We start from the raw sequence: 18,491 nt of genomic DNA, 5'->3' as shown, positions 1-18,491 counted from the left end.
TTTTACCTCTTTCTAAAAATGTATACTCCTGTTGTATTTAGAGAGGTAATATCGAAAGACTTATACCCGAACTGCTCGAAACCATCGAAGTTTGTAATTACTCCAAAAAGATACCCACCTGCAATAATCGCTATGTGGCCTTGTGCAATAACTATATCTCCATCACGACAGAATAGGGGGGTGACCGGCTCACAGTGCTGTTTTAAATAGTCATCAATGGAAGGGTAGCCAGTTAGCTTAGGAATCGTTCTGAATGCACCACGTTGAGTTTTATAGCGTCCTGCAATTTGTTCAATATGAATATCATCACCAAGGTAATGCAGGATCATACTCAAACAATCACAAGTAGAAGGGGATCTAAACTGCCCCCTATATTGTTCAATTAACTCATGAAGCTCCATTATCGTTTTCTCCAGAGAATATCTTCACCAAGATCACGATTCGCGTATTCAAAGAACATATCTCCATTAAAACTGAATTGATGCGTGGCATTGTTACTTCTCGAATAACTTGGCTTCACAGATAGATCGAAAATTGATTGAGCCGAAATATTAATAGTTATCAATCCGGATTTATAGTCAATGGTGGTATCTGGTGTTGCGGTTTTCCCACGAAAATAAGTTCGTTTAGTAGATACGTTATTGGTATTGTCCTGTAATATTGCCTTTTCGATGAGAATAGGCGCATTTCGGAACTCATTTGAATTGACGATTTGAGTAGTATTCTCATCCAATCCAGAGAGTGTGATTTTAATCTGTTTGTTGTTCAAAACACTTTGTGTTGAAATATTGCTAATTTTTAATAGTGAACCAGCAGACCGATAAATTGTTCCATTGGAGACCACATCATGAATATGGTCAGTCCAACATACCTTCTGATTAATGCTCGTGAATCTTGTCAGATCCAGAGTAACAAGGCTGCATACAATAGCCATTAGATTACCTCCTTGGCGGATATTGATATAGTTTTCCCGCGACCCTCAAGATTTAATGTGAATTCGTCTTTCTCTAACCTAAGTTGAGGGCGGGGATTTTCGAAATTCAGTGTTTCGCCAGATTTGTGCGCAATAAGAAGCGGGGGATAGACCTCTACATTCTGACCGGATTTGCCGATAACAACATAAAGTTTTGTGTCATTGGGCATTTGGAAATATTCCCCTTCTGAAATAGAGGAAACAGATCCCACGAGAGTGATATTCTTCTGCCCAATACCAGCATTTGCACCAAGGGTAATTCGTCGTGCTTGACTGGTTAGTGGGTTGAACCAAGTAGACGAATTACCAAGGTCAAGAACGAATGGGTTAGCTCTGCCCCGACATTGAAGCATAAACGCATTCATCCGTTTGACGTCGCTGTCATAGGGTAACCACACATCAAATTTGAACGAGATCATGTGTAAGCCTCGCTCGTAAGATCTGACCCTTCCGGAAACTGTTTCTGTGAAGAAGTTGGGGGTTTGCTGGTCAATACTGACATTTCCGACTGGCCAGTCATCGACTGATAGAACCGGTAAACTCATCGTTTAAATCTCCTATGTTGTGATTCTCCTTGTATTTAGTTAGGCAATAAAAAAGCCATCCCGAAGGATGGCTAAAAAGTGTGTTATCCCCATCGACATAGCACGGTTGATGGGTGTCAGAAGCTGACGATGAACATCATATCGCAGATACAAAAAAGGGCAACCAGAAGGCTACCCTTGATGGGTGTAATTTATAGTTACATACCTAAAAATGATTTCGACTCATCAATAAATTCTTCATACCCTTTATCGACGACAGTCAATGAACATGCCTCTACTTTATTATCTTTAAAAACTATACTTACGGAATTACCGTCTAACGACGCAGTAACAGTAACAACCTTATGACTCAACTCAAATGGGTGGAAGTCGCCGCTGTTAGGAACGATTTTAAAATCTGTGAATTTCATTATTATTTCTTCATCTTTTTCATATACTCAGTGAATTTTGTAGTCCATTCCTCATCACTCATAGCAGCGATTTGACTACGGCTTAACCCAATGTCTTTTGCATATGAAAGGAACTCAGAAACCTCTGCATCTGCAACTCTACCTTTCGCACCGATGAGAGTAGTTTGAACTTCACCAGTCTTAGTGACATACATTATCTTGAGCTTTTCGCTTTCTGACTTCTGTTTTGGCTTAGGTGATGTGTTTGGAATCAGATCTTGAGGTGAAATTCCCTTTGATTTCATAAGTTGAAGTAGGTTCTCAATATCCGCCTTCTTCTTCTCATTGTGGAAGTCTTCATAAACGCTCGTGAGACGCGCTACAAGAGCTTCAAACTCTTCGTGGGTAGGCTGCCATTCGTTAAGCCATTCAGCAACGCTCTGACGGTTAGAGAGGACTTCTATGGCGGCTTGTTGTTGCTCTGTCTTGGTCATTATGAATTCTCGTTAGTGGGATTCGAAATCATCATATCGCAGATACGGAAAAGGGAACAAGTCCAATCGAACCTGTTCCCTTATCTTCCTCACCACAAGGAAAATCATTCTTTACGAGGGCGCGGTTTGAACTCTTTCTTCAAACGGGCGTAATCCTCTTCTGTTGGTAACTGCTCTTTTAATAAGCGCATTAGAAGGGTATCTCTTCACGTTGAGCTTTCAAATCTTCAATATGTTCTTCAAGGTCGATAATCTGCAACTCAAGCTCGTTCTTCATCTTGCGGTCGGCAAGGGCAATAGAGCCAATCATACGTGCTTTGGTGCGAACCTGTTCAAGTTCGGCTTGAGCTTCATCAATCATACGCTCCAAGGCTTCTGACTGGCGGACAAGCTTACGATTAGATTTGAGTGCGATAGTCTTCTTATAGTTTGCACTTTGCGCGAACTTCATAGCGCGGTATTGATGAATCTCTTTCTGCGCTGACAAGATACGCAACGCATCATCAGCAACGTTCTTACCACCAACGACAATATCATCAACCACGTTCAAGAGGGCGTTTGCCAGCCTCTTACGGTCATCGACGTCAGCCTTGTTATTCAAAGTGCTGTTTTTCAGGATATGAGAAACAAACTCGTCAATCTTCATTCCGGATTCTTTATACATCTTCTTAAGCGTTGGGGTAGGGCGGTCTTGTAACATTACCTTATGGACTACAGCAACACTCAGAGCCTTTTCTATTGCGTCATTACCATTACCACCCATGAGCATTTCAAATGCTTCATAAACAGCATCTTCAAATTCATAGGAGACATAACCAGCAAGTTTCAGGATTTGACGCTTGGTTAGGTATGTTCCGCCGTTTTTACCTTGTTTTGATACTACTTTAAAATCAAGTAGTTTAGTTTTCATACCAATCAACCAGTTGCTAATGGTATTGGATACCTGTTTTGCATCAAGACCATAACCTTTCAGAAGGTCTTGAGCTTTATAGAGTTGGGATCCTTCTACATCGTGAGTAGTCAGGGTGATTTCTTTACTTTCAAGTTTCAGTGTAATAATTTCGTTTTTCATAAAAATTTAAACCTCTATTTGGTTATTGTGATTGTGCTATTTGGCTTGCCCAAAATCGGAATTCATGCGACAAATCCGCTATTAGAAAACACATGGTTCCTCTTCAAGTCAGATAGTTTTGTCACAATAACCAAATAGCGGTTTGTGAAATTGTTCGGGTTTTTGGAACCCGTTTGTGGAGAAGAATCATTTCTTTCTCTCTACACTAATATTTAGTGGTGTCTGAAAACGCCGTTTTTACCTTTAATTTTTTAAGGTAGGGAAATTTCATACTTTCGATTCCATACTTCTTTTCCAGTTTCTAATAAAGTCCGCTGGCTTATGGTTTATGACTGCTTGGATTTCAGCAGTCCTACAAGTCATAAATTTGCAGATCGCCCCGCTCTAAACAATCAGCAATAGGAACATCGGCATAGTGATGATAAAGAGAACCAGGAACGTTACGCATTGCTTGGTAGTCCATTGTAAGGGGTTCATTGTGCTAACCCCATACTAAGCATATCGATTTCCATATTTGCCAACTCTTCTTTAGCGAAACCTTGCTGCTTAGTAGCTTTGACAAGAAGATTTTGGATAGTTTCGTATTGTTTCTTCTTCTCTTCATATATGCGCTGCATATCTTCGATGCGCTCTTGTTCGGCGACCATCGCGTTGTGATTGGTTACTTCTTGGATTTCGTTGATCTTGGCAACGATTTGCTCTTGGGTAGCGTCTACTGTCAGCTTAGGGGTTTTGATTAGCTTGCGCTCATACTTACCGCGATTCTCTTTTTTGACCATATCTGTTTCGTTTAATTTATGAACCATATTATTTTTTCCGGTGGTGAATTTGTGCCATTGATTAAAAGCTTCTTGGAAGTGTTCAATCTTTACTCGTTTACCAGAAACATCGATTTCAAATGAGAGGATAATCCCCTCGTAGTTTTGACGTTCGTTGTTCCCGCTATGGTTGTAAGAGATAACGAAAATGTAAATTTTAGAACCAGCAACACGAATGGCATATTCACACTGCTTGATATCCATATAGACTTCTTTCATCTCGGACTTGATCCGATCCTGAATGCTGCGACCCTTTACATTAGCGGTTCCATAACCAAGTTCTTTCAAGTCTTTGAAAAGGTTAGACTTAATTTCGTATTTGTTGAATTTAACTGGTGTGCTGGTTCCCATCTTCAATTTGATGGTATCGAGTTTCCAGATTTTGGCTTGTTCGCCATTGCTGAATTTGTGAAGTTTCTTTTCGTGGTTGAAATAGATGGAGGTTTTGCTGATGAAGTTCATTTTCGTTATCCTGTAAAGAGGGTATCATTATTTAAATCAAGCCAGTGGCGAAACTGGTGAATACGACGCTCGACGGTAATCGAAAATTCGCCGTAATCGATAGCGCATACAGGATAGGTAAATGCCCATCGAGCGTCGTATTCGATTTAAAAATGAATGGGCAAAGCGCCCGAAGTAGAGAAGTGTTTCTCTTCTAAAGTTATTTAGTAGTCTTATTTTTCGACTTAATAGCTTATCGACAGAAAACGGAATTAATTTAATCCGTAGCCGATAGGGCAAATGATGAAGATTGGAAGTAGTCGAAAGACTTTGAGACTTCTTCATTAGTTCATCAATTTGATAATTTGTATTAGGTTATCTTAGTAGAGTATCAAAAATTAAATCATAGGAAGGTATCAATATATGATACTTCATCGATGACATACACTTTTTGATATAAATTTAAACGAGAAGCTTGATATCACTGAGATGTAACTAATTTTTAACAAAACTCATATTTTTATAAAAGTATCAATATATGATACCGAAGTAACTTTGTTTCGAAGTAGTAGAAGGTTATTAATTTTGACTCAGATTGATTCTATCTGAAACTTCGTTTTCTTCGTAGATATGATCATACTAACATGATTTTGAAATCGTTTAAAAACTATCTTAGAAAAGTAGTCTATTGCCGTAGGCATCGAGGGAGCGTAGCGAACCGAGTCAATGATAACACCCTGAACAAGATCAATAGGTAGAGGTTGATCATGCTTCGCATGGTTCGCTACGCTCACGATTTAGTTTTTCTAAGTTTAGATCTTCTATAAGTATAATATAAGAGAATCTATACTTTGATTGCAATTGAAACTAATATTAAAGAAGAAATATTAGAATCGTGAGCGTAGCGAACCATGCGAAGCATGTAATCAATATCAATCTCTACCAATTATCTTTGTTCAGGGTGTTTCATCCACGCCTATCGGCGATGCCGCCCGTTGGGCGTCAATAGTCTTATTCTTTTATTCTCTTCTTTTATATAGATAACCAATACATTATCCATTAACCGGTTTTCGAAAAAAACTCCATATATTACAGTAGCTTATAGGATAAAAAATAGCATAAACCCACAAATTTGATAGCATAAACCCACAAATTTATGAGCCATGACCAATTAGAATATGACTCTACCGCATCATCCGGTAAATACCTGTATCACTTACCACTACAGGACACCACGATGAACATCGAACAAGCCATCAGATCCGCTCTCGACGAACTCGACCCCATGTATCACCCACAAACCAGCTTCGTTATCTCTTCCACCTTATAGCTCACCTCGCAACGGCTACCCACCGATAGGGGTGAAGCCGTGGTCACTGATGTTCCATGACAGGTAAAGACTGCTGACGCATCATCAGGGCTGCTCAGTTCCAACTTTGATTACACAGTGATAGAGTCATCAGACATATGACCGGAGACACTGCATGAGTAAGTTCCAGATGGGTGACGATACCGATAGAGCATTAGCAATTACGCTTGCTCATGAATACCTGCTATGTAAGGAGAGCTTTGATAGCTTTGTTCGCTACTCTACTATGAACATATTAGGAAGGCGCGACAAGCTCACAATTATCCGCTCACATGATGCCTATGCAAGATTTCTGAGTCATCTGTATGAATTCTATGTTGGATGTATTCAGATGAATCGACTTGATACAAGTCAGATGAATGGTGAAGTTGTAAGCGATTTTTTAAACAAGGAAGTTAGACGAATACTAGATCAGAGAGTTAATGCTATCGAAAACGGACATGCCCCCAAAGGAGAGAATCACATATCCACCTATCAAGTTAATGTTCCTGATGATTTTGGCAAACAGTTCCGCCGTATAAGGAACAGAAGTTCCCACACCATTATCAAAAGGGTTAACCCTGGGAGTGACCTATCTCTGGTGGAGTTTAATAAAAAATACCATAAGTTTGTTTACCTGCTATTCGTATCGGCCAAATGGACTTGGACTATAGAAGACATTGAGAAGGAAGATTGGATGTCTATTGAGGACTTTGATCTATCTGTCAAAGCAGATGAAAAGATTATCAAGTGAGGGAATACAAATGACATGGGAACAATATCGACGCTTACTTATTATATTAACCATACCCTTACTGATAGCCGGTGCTATTTTTACGAGAGTCACTATTGATCCTGAAAAATACGTTACATTCTTGTGTTACAACACAATGGTTGGAGAGCGTTGTAGCCAGACAGATGGGTTGGGTGGGCCTTGGGATAAGTCTCTTAGAAATAAAGAAGTTGCATGGTTTAATGTTAATACCAGGTCATACAAAAATAATTCGTTTCCTCGCACATATGTATCTAGCAATCGAAGATTCCTTCAAGGTGCACGTATTGTATCTGTCAAACCTTACGCTGGAACTGATGCAAGCTCCGGCTCACCTCTCGATCAGTTGAGGGCAAAAACTGGAAAGGAAATATCCATTATATTTGGGAGTAATGATGAGGATGCCAGACTTCTAAATCCCCTTGGATGCAATGAGTTATGGCTTGATGGAGAGGATAATAACTATATTGCTGGTCATTGTGGTATTCCTGGTGGTGTTGCTCAAGTTGAGTTCACTGTCGGGCCTGAAGGCTCTCAAATGTTATCCGAACTCAAAAATGAAATTGACAATCAAATTTCAATAGTAAGGAATAAAATCATTATTGCTTATGTAGTTGGGATACCTATGTTCCTGCTCATGTTTCTATTAGGCTCTTTGTTGGTATGGATGATAAGAAAAGCAATACGGTATATTCGTGCCGGTTAGCCATGGTTTCTATGGATACAAAAAGCCCTCAACCATTACGGAAGAGGGCATAAGTTTTTATATCGTTAAAGATTTCTGATTAAGAAATTTAGTTGTCATATAGAGTTTTTCTTTGCCTGCCGAACTTTTGGAAATATATCCATCCTGAACAAGCCATTGATGCATGGCAATGATATCACTCATCAAATTTTCAAAATCATCAGCGAATATATTATCGACATAGTTAATTATTTTTTCTTGTTGGTCTCGTGACAATTTAACCATATCTTCAATTACTCTCTCTACAGAGTAGCTGCGTGCAAGAATAAAGTTCTCATTATTAATTTTTACAGCTACAGGAAACGCTTTCTTATAATTATATTCAGTTAGTATCTCTGAGAAAATATTTTTATTTTGGAGGGAGATTTCATAATTTGCATGGTGTGGGAATAGATTTATGTAGTAGTCGCGAATCATTTCATAAATTTTACTCGCATCATATAGTTTGTTTTTCATATACAACCCGTTTATTCTAATGGATGAAGGTTTTTATTACATCACAAAACTATCTACCGCTTTGTGCTCATACACTTTATCCGGTGCGAACATAACAGTCAAGATTCATATGAGGTTGTTTAGATAACAACAAAGCCCCAACCATTACGGAAGGGGCTTTTTTATACTTTTCAATTTTCATAAGGAATGCCCGTGTCTAATCAGCCATTCTAATATTATTTAGCGTTGGTATATTTCTCTTCTAAACTATCAAACCTCATACTTGCAGGCGGACGCCCCAACATGAACGAAGACAGCATGTAGTTTTCGAAATTGTCATCAAGTAGCGCCTTGCTATCTATAAGCGCCTTGCACTCCGCATACTGCAACTCAAACTTCCCGCCACATATCATCAGAATTGTCTTCGTAATATCTTCATCAGCCCACCCGGCAACCTTTTCGTTGCTGCTTTTATAGGATTCCCATTTAGAAGGCTTGTATACCTTCTTCCCGAACTTCGGATCACTCTTGCGGGTTTCCTTAACATGAGAAAAGAACTGCTTATAACCGATATACCGCTTCCCTGTGACGTTGTTTCGTATGTGGTAGATAAATCCATAGTGTGTCCCCTGAATAGGTTCAAACCCATCAGGTAATCCCTTCCATTCGCTCATTTCCAAATTCCTTAAATACATCGAGCAACATCGCTCGCTCTAACGTATTTAGGAAAATGAAATGCTATCAATCGAAAAACAGCTCTCCATCGACGAGGGTAAAGAACTATCTATCTATTTCGACACGGAAGGTTATCCCACCATTGGTATAGGTCATCTAATCAAGCGCCAAAAGATATCTAAGGACGCTGCTACCAAGCTATTAGATAGCGAACTGGGACGCTCTACCAATGGACGTATAACCGATTCTGAGTGTTCCATGTTATTCGGGTATGACCTAGCCGTCGTTCGTCGCGGCATTCGTTCCAGCTCGTTCTATGATGCTTATGTGAAGCTTGACCCTGTAAGACAAAGCGCAATTGAAAACATGGTATTCCAGCTCGGAGCTAATGGTGTTTCCGGCTTTAAAAATATGTGGGCTGCTATACGTCACCAGGAATGGTCATTAGCGTATGTGAATGGAAAGGATAGTAAGTGGTATCGGCAAACAAGAAACCGCGCTGAACGAGTTCTACAAACGCTTAGGACTGGTTCGACTGCTCATTATCCAAGCAGGTAAATAATAACGAAGGGAATGAATAGTTCTTTCCCAGAACGAGGAAAATGAAATGGTAAGTGGTTTGAAAATACTGTTCTCAAAAATCCAAGCCTCTCCGCTACATCCTGCAATCAAGTATCCGGCTTTAGTATTAGTTGCTGCTGGTATTGGTGCGTGTGTCGTTTATGGGGTCGCTTGATGATCTCATGGAACAGTGGCAACTGGTTCTCTCTGATTATTGAAATCATTCGAGCAATCGGTAATAGAAAGAAAGACTAACGAAAGGGGATTTCATAGTCCCCTAAATAACTATGTAAGAAAACAACTCACCATGAATAAGGAATAAAGAAAATGAACATCGAAAGAAATAAGCAAAAGCCACGCATTATCAAGAAAATTAGTAAGAAAGCCGCTGAGAAGATTGCAACTAAACTCAACTCTTTCATATATGAAAACTTTCCAGTAAGACATAGCCATGTAATCAGGACTCAGGAAACTGAATTTGGGACTCGTGTTGTGTTGGTCTATCCACACATTAAAGAGGATTTTGGGCTTATCATACCGCTTCCACATTATGACATTCTCTGTGATAGCTTCTATGATGGTGCAACATATATTAAAGAACAACTCGCCGCGATGATCGTCACCAACAAATAAGAACAAATGGGAATCTAACTATCTAATCAGGTTCCCATCTTCACCATATAGGAATAAAGAAAATGAACACACAAGACAATTTTATAACAGCAGTAAATGAAGCAAAGGGTTATGTTTCCAATCACCAGTTCCTTACAGACGAACAGCGAGTATTAGTAGAAGGTGAACTCATCCAGTTCCTTACATGCTCGTATATCAAGCAAGTAAAAGCAGAGAAGAAAGAAGAATCTTTTGAAGATATCTTAAAGAACCATAGGGAATTTATTTTTCGATTGGTCTCATAGCTTGTGGCTGTATTCCAAGATAATAATCACCAGCTCTATAAGCTCCTGTAACGCTCTCTAAGCAATCCTAACGATACCCCGTAGGGTGATACGTATTTCCATTTAAAATTGATAGGGGGGCCTTATATCTCGAAATAAAGCTATTTACGAGACCCCACTGTCTCACGATTAAACACAAATTCCAGTCGGGACTTTTTTCACATTAGGCATTTCTAATATAACAAGGAGTCCCCATGGACAAAAAATGTATGCATCAAACTTGCTGGAAAGTCGCTTTGAAAGGGGAAACCCGTTGCGAAGATCACTACGTTCCCAGGAAGAAGACGACAAGCTATGAGACCGACGCTTTTTATAATACTGCTCGTTGGAGAAAGCTTTCAAAATTACAACTCTCAAGAAATCCAGTATGTGAAATCTGTGAGCGTAGACCAGCCGAACAAGTTGACCATTGGCTTGAACGCCGCATGTTACTTGGGCTTTCTTATCAAACAAACCCAGACAATTTGATTTCGGAGTGCATACCTTGTCACTCCACCAAGTCATCTATTGTCAAGAAATTAGGACTTAATTCATATGGCACAATTGAATATCTTCTCGAACATTATCCGAGGGATAAAGGAATCGATTACCTCTTGGAATACGAAGAGAAAAGAAAAAGCGGATCTTATCGCAAAGAATAGTAACTGTTTCGTTCTGCAATACACTAAGGATATCAACGTTGTAATTGTTCATAAATCCGAACCATATCGCATTTGGATCGAGGCCGAAACTATCGATATTGAAGATAAACACGGGGCAACTGTTTTAGATCACAGTCTAAGAACAACCCTTTTATCTTATATGAAGGGGGTCATGTAATGTCACTAATTACTATTTGTGGTGGTATTGCATTGTCTCCTGCTGGGAAGAAAGAATACAACCGCATTAAATCACAGCTACGGAAAGAGCGCGGCAAGGAATACGTTACCCCAACGGTGGAAACTGCAATCGCATCACTCGCCTACCAGATTGATCTGATGAACTCCGCTACTCAGGATCTCGCTGTAACTGGAATGACGATCACAAGTGATTCCCGTGAAGGAACTACTACCAAAGCGAATCCTTCATTGAACCTTGTAAAAGAGATGCAGACTCAGATCCGATTATCTCTAATTGAATTGGGCATGACCCCTAAATCAAGAACAGCAATGAAAATCGAATCTGATACGAAGCAGGAGAACGCTGTAACAGCTTTGCTGGATTCCCTTAAAGACTGATAACCATCTAACACGCAATCGCGCATACGACGATATAGGGGCTTTGTTGCCCCTTTTTCATATGGAGTAAATATACACAGGAGAACCAATAATCATGAGAGATCTTGAATCACTAAACCATCGGGTAATTAACCCTGACCATAAAGACCCAATAGGAAACACGTTATTCAGCCCATACTGTATTTCTCTCGAAGGCGCGGAACAATACGCATACGACGTTATCACAGGGGTTATCAATACCAGCCCATATATCAAGGGTGCTTGTGAACGTTACCTGAGAGACCTTAACAGAACGGATATATACCAGAACGTGAAGCGGATTAAATTCGCTCTTGGTATGACGTTACTGATGAAGTTTCCGAAAGGCTCGATGAAGGGTTCTGTTATGACTCTCTCTGATTGGCAAGTCTTCTTCATGATCAACGTGTATGGATGGTATTACTCCAAAGAACATGAAAACGAAGAACTAAGAGGAAAACGCCGATTCTCTACTGCTGCGCTTTGGGTTGGTCGTGGTAATGCTAAATCAACTCTCGCCAGTTCCATCATGGTTATTGAATCCATAAGCAGTCAAAACGATGGCTCTTGGATAATCTCCGCTGGACCTCGCGAGAAGCAATCCAAAATATGTATTACTGATATGAAGTCGTATATCAAGCAATCTCCTGATTTGAAGAAGATGTTCAATATGCGGAACTCAAATCAGACCATATGCACATCAACAAATATTAACATAGCTGCTGCCGTAGCTGGTGCGGGTAAGCTTGATGGTTTCCGTATTACTCTTGGCGTCTGTGATGAATTACACGCTCACCCAGACTCAACACTTAAAGGGGATTTGGAATCCGGCTTGGGTGGTAGCCAGAAAGATACATTGCTTCTCATGATCTCGACTGCGGGGTTTAACTCACTTGGATTCGCTTCCAAAGAAATGGATTATGGTCGTAAGGTATCCATGGGAGAAATAGAGAATGATAGATACTTTGCTCTGGTATATGCAGTTCCTCCTGAACACAAAGAAGATTACGCAAACGAGAAACTTTGGGAATGGGCTAATCCTAATCTTGGTAAGTCTGTAACTTATGCTGAAATCAGGGCTATTTGCACCAAGGCAAAGCAAGGATACTTGGAAGACCGTAATAACTTGTTAACCAAGTATATGAATATCTATTCAGACGAAGCGACCGATTCATATATCAATATTCATGACCTTCGAAAGTGCAGGAATCCAGAACTCGATATCAAGGACTTCATAGGCAAGCCGTGTTACTTGGGATTAGATCTGGCATCGTTCCGAGATCTGGCAAGTCTTTCCTATGTATTCCCAGAAAAAGACAAGATTACTGTTTTCCAAAAGTCTTACTTCTCAACAGGTGCAATGGAAATTCTACCAGTTGCCGACCAAGACATTATGATGAGTGCCCAGAACGCCGGAGAGTTGGTTATAAACGATGGGGCCATCATCGACCATGGAATCATCAAGGATGATGTTATAGAGGCTCACAGCGCGTTTAACGTGAAAGCATTCTCTCTCGATAGTGCTGCCTTGGGTGTCCGGTTCGCAGAAGAGATAAACGCTCTGAATAAGAAAGTGAAACCTATTGAAGTATATCAGGGATTCGGTCTGTCTTTCCCAATTACCAGAGTTAAGGAACTTATCCTAACCGGTAAGTTAGAATATAACGATTCTCTTCTTGAATATGCTTTCAGAAACTCGGTGGAATTCATCGGAAGCCTTAAGGGTGAAAGTATGCTCAAGAAGAAAAACGAACATCATAAGATCGACCCTGCCGTTTCTCTTATGACTGCTGTTGCAAGCATTCCAGTCTACAAGGCTCCAAGAGAATATCGAGTCGGTCCCACATAATATAAATATAACTCACTAAATATATGAGGATGGGGATTGACAATAATCCCCGCTTCAATATGGAGAAAAACAATGTTTAAAAAACGTTCGAGCTTTAAGACGAAATCTTATAGCGCGGGGGTGGCAATGAACGATGAATCATGGAGTCAGTTTCAAGGGTCTCAAGATAAATACCTAAAAGAGCCTGCGATCTTGACTGCCGTAAAATTGATTGTTTCCGAACTCGGATCACTTCCACTTAAAGCAATTGACAATATTACAGAAAAAGAAATCGGTTCAGCTACTCATCGCGAGGCATTTAAGATTCTTAAAAGAAAGCCGAATGCATGGCAGACAACCGCCGACTTTATTAGACAACTCACCTTAAGCATGATCGTAAATAGAGATACTTTCATCTTGCTAAATAAGTTAGGAGTGAGTAACCCGGTAGTGAGCAGTATGCAGATTCTCGATAATGGAACTATCAGTATTCAGAAAATGGTCGATGGTTCATTTAAGCTATCTGGCAACCTCTCTAACGGCAAGGCAATCAACCCCGCTGACCTTATATGGATTAAGTCTCCGTTGCAGTCTCAGGGCCTGTCATTGGACGTATTAGGCTATGCCGACACTCTTGTTAGTCTGTCCTATGAAACTCTAAGCAATGCGAATTTGATGGTATCCCGTGGCCCGCAAAGTCCCGGCGTAATCGAAACTGACGATTCTATGAGTGATGAACAGTTCGACTCCTACCATACGAGAGTTACAAACACGTTCAAGAAAAGTGAAGTTCTGATTCTTGATGGTGGCATGAAGTGGAAGGAAAACCCGAACCCGCTTAAAGACTATGAGTTTGATAAGAACCGTGCATCTCAAATTAGAGAAATCGCGACGTTATTCGGAATTCCATTACCGATGCTTGGGATCCCTGATAGCGCATATAAATCGTATGAAGAAGTTCGTTTGGCTTTCCATACCAGTTGTTTATATCCGTTCATGAAACAGATTAGTGACGCCTTAGAGGAAGCTTGGAACTATCGACTAACCATTAGATTTGATGCTGACGAATATGCAGCCGTTCCGCTCGCTCAACGTGTCGATCTTGCTGACAAGATGGTGAAACTTGGATCCTTCGATTTAAACGAATCTCGAATTGCAGTTGGTAAGGCTCCACGAGCTGAACTGGTCGGGGTATACGCAACTGAAACAAATAACTTAACACTCGGACAACGAGAATAAATGGAGGGGTAGTTTATACCTGTATAGAAAATGGGAACAAAAACAAAAGCGCTAAAGCTTCGATTTAAAGAGGTGGATGGTGTAAGCGATGACGGTGAGATTTACGCATGGGGCAATATTAGTAACGTTGTAGATTATAACAATGAACTCGTTGAAACTGGTGCCTATCAAGCGACCTTGGACTTCCATGAAGATGAAGGAACCTCTATTAAGATGCTTTATCAACATGATCCAGATCGTGTTATAGGCGTTTGGGATGAATACGGGGTATCTGAAATCGACGGTAAAGAGGGATTTTGGGTTAAAGGTCGAATCAACTTGGATATTCCTCTTGGGAAAGAAGTGCACTCTAATTTGAAAATGGGTGCCCTGGATTCGCTATCAATTGGATATTTGGTTCTTGATGAATATAAAGGCAATGACGGGGTGATCCATCTCAAGTCAATCATAATTAATGAAACAAGTATTGTTACTTTCCCCGCGAATGCCGCAAGTAAAATCATCTCTATCAAGAATCGCCTTGAGCAAGAGAAACAAGAAGTTGTAGAACCTGAAATTCAGAAGGTATCTATCAATTCTTGGGAAGATATCAAACGTAAATCTCGAATGAAATCCATTCTGGAACAAATTCGGTCGAAATAAAAGACCACTAAATAAGTTTATGGGAGCCATGAGGGAAGAGCCATTTCTTCCCCCTCCTACCTATTACCCTCAATTAAAGGAAAATTAAAAATGAAAATTCGTTTTGGTAAGAAAGAAGTTGAAATCACTGATGGTGTAGAACTGGAATCGATTCTTGAAGCCGTTGCCGCCGAACTGGAAGCAGTAAAGGAAATGTCTGGTGGTGAAAATGAAGAAGTTGTTCGCCTGACCGAAGAACTGAAAAAGCTGAAAGAGCAAATCGCTGATCTGGATTCCAAAGTTCAAGACGAAGGCATGACCGATGAAGAGAAAGCCAAGCTGGAAGCAACCGCTCAGAAGTCAATGAACCGTGCTATCCGTGCCGCTATCAAATCCGGTCAAAAGTCTCTGGATCTGGTGCTCGATGGTAAGCAAGTTGCCGGTCGTCTGGCTACTAAGTCCGCTGATGGTATTGACGGTGCGGTCTTGCCCCAGTTCCTGCAAGACATTATCAAGCGCCTGCGTGAAGTATCTCCGACTGTGGCTGACTTCAAGCAACTGCCTGTAAGCAACGAAGACTTCCAACTCCCGGTTCGCGCTGGTAAGTCTGGTGCCGCTCTTGGTCGTGGTTATGGTGCTGGTGCTCCTGACGTTAAATGGAACCGTGGTTCTTTCCTCCGAGGTAGCGCAAAGCCAATCCTGAGTAACGATCTGATTAATGACGCCTTCTTTGACGTTGTTCAATTTGTGCGTGAAGCTCTGGCGGAAGACTTCTCTGAACTGTTGGCTGATAACCTGCTGAATGGTGATCGTGTCGCTCTTGGTGCCGATTCCTGTGATGGTCTGATGGGCAAGTTCTCCAAGACCGAAGGCGTAAAAGCTCAAGACGTTCGTAAGACCGACTTCTTCGCAATCGTTAAAGGTGTTGCAACTGACGAAACCCTGATTGATGAACTGTTCGCTCTGACCGAAGGTCTGGTGACTGGATATCGCACTGGGGCAAAGTGGTATATGAGTTCAGCCCAGTTCGTTAAGCTGAATGCTCTGAAAGATAAGATGGGTCATTCCTATATCAAACCTTCCGCTTCTGATGCTACCGTTTATACCCTACACGGGAAGCCGATTGTGGTTGATAGCTTCATCAAATCTGATGCGCCCATCATTTACGGTGATATGAAACGGGCTGCGGTTCAATTGAATCTTGCTAATAGCTTCGAATCCAAGTTGAACGAGTTCCAAGTTGACGGTCACGTAACTGTTCCTTCTGCAATTCGTCATGGTTTTGTTGTCGGTGATAATGCAGCCCTGATTGGTTTCTATCCTGCTGCTGGTGAGTGAGAGAGTCCCGCAGTCATGAGTTTGATTAGTAGTGACGAGACAATAATTCCAGTCACTACCAAACGAACTTATAAGAAGCGAAAAACTGAATAGTTCATTCCTAAGAGTGAACCACTAAAGCCCATTTTCATACGAGAGTGGGCTTTTTTGTATGCACTAAATAAAAATAAGAAACAAAGGAGATAAATATATGGTGGATGTTGAATACAGGATTAAAGAATATCAAGATTTCGATCTTGAGAATATCGTATCACTTGATGAAATTCAAAATTTCCTCAGACTTCCCGATGTTGACCCCGAACTTGAAATCTTGCGGGAATCAGCCATTAGGGAGGCAGAACGTTATATGAACCGCCCAATCACTAAACAAGCCGGTGTTATCTTTGCAAATAAACATGAGTTCAAAATGCCATATCTTCCGGTTATGGGCTCTGTGGCGATCCAAGATATGAAGAATTCAAATGGTGTTGTGACTGAATACACTGTTAGTGATTTCGATTATCGTATAGCAATTGATAAAACCGTAAAACTACCGGTTACTATTAATTTGGTTTGGCTTTCTGATAATGCAGAACAACCGGTGTCTCTAAAAATCGCGCTGTTGAAAATGATAGCCTCACACTATGAGATGAGAGAAGACGCCGTAATCGCTGCTTCGGTATCCCCGATTCCAAATACATCAAAACGCATACTCGATTTGTATCGTGTTGGTGGTGGTTCTGGGAGGCTCTGAGAATGAGCATAGGGGCAATGAGACACAAGGTGATGGTGCATCACCAGACCATGCAGAAGAACGCCGTGGGGGAGCGTGTAGCGACTCTGGAACCCATGTATGGTTTACGGGCGGCAATGAACTTCGAGAAGGTTCAAGATTCGGATTCGAAGTTCAGCAAGGCATGGGCGAATAGGCTGGTAATGCAAACGCGATACTCTCGGACACTAATGGACACACTCAACAACAAGACCGATTTCAAGATTGAATTTCAGGGTAATTATTACTCGATAGTTTCCTATGAATCTTGGAACAACTTGCAAAAATACATCACGATGTATCTTGAGAAGGATATATAAAAATGGCTAAAAACACGAATGTCCAAGGTTTAAAAGAGCTGAATGATCTTCTTGATAGCCTGACAGATCCAAAGTTTCGCAAGGCCGCATTACGAGCAACAGCGAAACGAGTAATGACCCCCGTGAAATCTACGATGATAGAGAATGCACCATCCGAGATCAAAAACGATGTGGTGATAAAGACCAAGGTCAATACGAATAAGAAGCTTGGAAACATTAAAGGGTTTATCAAAGAAGATAAATTTAATGAACTCTACTCAGAAGTGACTTTTTCTTATAAGAAAGGAACTCATGGAGATGAATCGGCTTATGGAATGGCAATGATTCATAACTATGGTCGCCGTAATCCACTCGCTAAAGTATCTGGTGATTCAAAATTCCATGTTTTCGGTAATCCGACGAATGAACATCTTCGATATATTGGAACAACTCAAAAAACTGGTTTCGTCGATAAGGTCAGATTTGAAGCTGAACCAAAAATACGTTCCGACTTCGAAAAGTATTTCCTTGAAGAAGTAGAGAAACAGATCAAGAAGCATGATAGATGGATCAAAAAGGGGGGTAAATGATTGAATCTTTAATTGATAAAATGTTAAGTCCTTTTGGTGAATTATATCCATTCGAAATCCCAGATAAAGTTACTGGTTCGGCTATTGCATATAGACGGATAGGAAATAGGGTAGTTACAAAATATCACAGTATGAATTACCAAATCACAGAGGCACTTTTCTACGTCGTTAGGCAAGAGCCCGGATATTTGGCGCTCTGTGATGATAATGCCTTTATATCGGGTGTCACTAAATATAATAGTGAGAACCTGATATCCGTTCGATTTGATGGGTATGAGGACTTCAAAACAAATACAGGACAGTATGAAAGGCAATACCGCCTGATTGTCCGACATAAAGAAACTATATAAAATAAGGAAACTTTAA

General features: G+C 40.6%; 23 protein-coding genes. 14 read left to right on the top strand and 9 right to left on the bottom strand.

From position 1 onward, the window contains the following. Positions 1–2: 2 nt before the first annotated feature. From G4923_RS09380 to G4923_RS09350, 7 genes are all read right to left on the bottom strand, one after another. Positions 3–401, bottom strand: coding sequence for a DUF6950 family protein (locus tag G4923_RS09380; protein ID WP_163136774.1), 399 nt, complete (start codon positions 399–401; stop codon positions 3–5). Then, entirely contained in the window at positions 401–934 is a 534-nt protein-coding gene (locus tag G4923_RS09375) for a DUF2163 domain-containing protein (protein WP_163136773.1), read from the bottom strand. The genes G4923_RS09380 and G4923_RS09375 overlap by 1 nt, the downstream gene beginning before the upstream one ends. Next, complete coding sequence (locus tag G4923_RS09370; protein WP_163136772.1) at positions 934–1,518, bottom strand: hypothetical protein; 585 nt, start codon at positions 1,516–1,518, stop codon at positions 934–936. Before G4923_RS09370 ends, G4923_RS09375 begins: the two co-directional genes overlap by 1 nt. A 197-nt stretch (positions 1,519–1,715) precedes the next feature. Then, positions 1,716–1,928 (bottom strand): hypothetical protein, encoded by a 213-nt coding sequence (locus G4923_RS09365; RefSeq protein ID WP_163136771.1) that lies wholly within the window; start codon positions 1,926–1,928, stop codon positions 1,716–1,718. Between the two features lie 2 nt (positions 1,929–1,930). Beyond that, positions 1,931–2,401: a hypothetical protein gene (locus tag G4923_RS09360; RefSeq protein WP_163136770.1), complete on the bottom strand. Its 471-nt coding sequence runs from the start codon at positions 2,399–2,401 to the stop codon at positions 1,931–1,933. Positions 2,402–2,591: 190 nt separating this feature from the next. After that, positions 2,592–3,473 carry a hypothetical protein gene (locus G4923_RS09355; RefSeq protein ID WP_163136768.1) on the bottom strand — a complete coding sequence of 294 codons (882 nt, stop codon included), beginning with the start codon at positions 3,471–3,473 and terminating at the stop codon, positions 2,592–2,594. Between the two features lie 473 nt (positions 3,474–3,946). Continuing rightward, entirely contained in the window at positions 3,947–4,753 is an 807-nt protein-coding gene (locus tag G4923_RS09350) for a hypothetical protein (protein ID WP_163136767.1), read from the bottom strand. Between the two features lie 1,463 nt (positions 4,754–6,216). Between G4923_RS09350 and G4923_RS09345 the strand changes: the two genes are divergently transcribed. Both G4923_RS09345 and G4923_RS09340 read left to right on the top strand, forming a co-directional pair. Further along, a complete protein-coding gene (locus G4923_RS09345) occupies positions 6,217–6,834 on the top strand; it encodes a hypothetical protein (protein WP_163136766.1) in 618 nt (205 codons plus the stop codon). A gap of 10 nt (positions 6,835–6,844) precedes the next feature. Continuing rightward, on the top strand, positions 6,845–7,558 hold the full coding sequence (locus G4923_RS09340) for a hypothetical protein (RefSeq protein WP_163136765.1): 714 nt from the start codon (positions 6,845–6,847) through the stop codon (positions 7,556–7,558). A gap of 57 nt (positions 7,559–7,615) precedes the next feature. Here the strand turns inward: G4923_RS09340 and G4923_RS09335 are convergent, their stop codons facing one another. Both G4923_RS09335 and G4923_RS09330 read right to left on the bottom strand, forming a co-directional pair. Then, positions 7,616–8,053, bottom strand: a complete 438-nt coding sequence (locus G4923_RS09335; protein WP_163136764.1) for a hypothetical protein — start codon at positions 8,051–8,053, stop codon at positions 7,616–7,618. A gap of 215 nt (positions 8,054–8,268) precedes the next feature. Then, positions 8,269–8,706, bottom strand: coding sequence for a hypothetical protein (locus G4923_RS09330; RefSeq protein ID WP_163136763.1), 438 nt, complete (start codon positions 8,704–8,706; stop codon positions 8,269–8,271). A 61-nt stretch (positions 8,707–8,767) separates the two neighbouring features. On the opposite strand from G4923_RS09330, the gene G4923_RS09325 reads away from it, so the two are divergent. The 12 genes from G4923_RS09325 to G4923_RS09275 all read left to right on the top strand — a co-directional run bounded on the left by G4923_RS09325 (position 8,768) and on the right by G4923_RS09275 (position 18,475). Next, positions 8,768–9,265 carry a glycoside hydrolase family protein gene (locus G4923_RS09325; RefSeq protein ID WP_163136762.1) on the top strand — a complete coding sequence of 166 codons (498 nt, stop codon included), beginning with the start codon at positions 8,768–8,770 and terminating at the stop codon, positions 9,263–9,265. 330 nt (positions 9,266–9,595) lie between these two features. Beyond that, positions 9,596–9,901 carry a hypothetical protein gene (locus G4923_RS09320; protein ID WP_163136761.1) on the top strand — a complete coding sequence of 102 codons (306 nt, stop codon included), beginning with the start codon at positions 9,596–9,598 and terminating at the stop codon, positions 9,899–9,901. A 517-nt stretch (positions 9,902–10,418) separates the two neighbouring features. Beyond that, entirely contained in the window at positions 10,419–10,865 is a 447-nt protein-coding gene (locus G4923_RS09315; RefSeq protein ID WP_163136760.1) for a hypothetical protein, read from the top strand. 177 nt (positions 10,866–11,042) lie between these two features. Further along, complete coding sequence (locus tag G4923_RS09310) at positions 11,043–11,441, top strand: P27 family phage terminase small subunit (RefSeq protein ID WP_163136759.1); 399 nt, start codon at positions 11,043–11,045, stop codon at positions 11,439–11,441. A 94-nt stretch (positions 11,442–11,535) separates the two neighbouring features. Continuing rightward, complete coding sequence (locus tag G4923_RS09305) at positions 11,536–13,308, top strand: terminase large subunit (RefSeq protein WP_163136758.1); 1,773 nt, start codon at positions 11,536–11,538, stop codon at positions 13,306–13,308. A 72-nt stretch (positions 13,309–13,380) separates the two neighbouring features. After that, positions 13,381–14,526: a phage portal protein gene (locus G4923_RS09300; RefSeq protein WP_163136757.1), complete on the top strand. Its 1,146-nt coding sequence runs from the start codon at positions 13,381–13,383 to the stop codon at positions 14,524–14,526. Between the two features lie 30 nt (positions 14,527–14,556). Next, positions 14,557–15,168 (top strand): HK97 family phage prohead protease, encoded by a 612-nt coding sequence (locus tag G4923_RS09295; protein ID WP_163136756.1) that lies wholly within the window; start codon positions 14,557–14,559, stop codon positions 15,166–15,168. Positions 15,169–15,258: 90 nt separating this feature from the next. Further along, entirely contained in the window at positions 15,259–16,485 is a 1,227-nt protein-coding gene (locus G4923_RS09290; protein WP_163136754.1) for a phage major capsid protein, read from the top strand. Between the two features lie 190 nt (positions 16,486–16,675). Then, the gene (locus G4923_RS09285) at positions 16,676–17,218 is read left to right on the top strand and encodes a head-tail connector protein (protein ID WP_163136752.1); all 543 of its coding nucleotides are present in this window, start codon (positions 16,676–16,678) and stop codon (positions 17,216–17,218) included. Between the two features lie 2 nt (positions 17,219–17,220). Continuing rightward, positions 17,221–17,556 (top strand): phage head completion protein, encoded by a 336-nt coding sequence (locus G4923_RS21440; protein ID WP_420884899.1) that lies wholly within the window; start codon positions 17,221–17,223, stop codon positions 17,554–17,556. Between the two features lie 2 nt (positions 17,557–17,558). Further along, positions 17,559–18,125, top strand: coding sequence for a hypothetical protein (locus G4923_RS09280; RefSeq protein ID WP_163136750.1), 567 nt, complete (start codon positions 17,559–17,561; stop codon positions 18,123–18,125). After that, the gene (locus tag G4923_RS09275; RefSeq protein WP_163136748.1) at positions 18,122–18,475 is read left to right on the top strand and encodes a hypothetical protein; all 354 of its coding nucleotides are present in this window, start codon (positions 18,122–18,124) and stop codon (positions 18,473–18,475) included. The genes G4923_RS09280 and G4923_RS09275 overlap by 4 nt, the downstream gene beginning before the upstream one ends. Positions 18,476–18,491: the final 16 nt, after the last annotated feature.

The organism is Aeromonas rivipollensis (genome assembly GCF_010974825.1).
GTDB classification, from domain to species: Bacteria; Pseudomonadota; Gammaproteobacteria; order Enterobacterales; family Aeromonadaceae; genus Aeromonas; species Aeromonas rivipollensis.
Note: the sequence above shows the minus strand (reverse complement) of the source record. Positions and strands in the feature narration are given on the sequence as shown.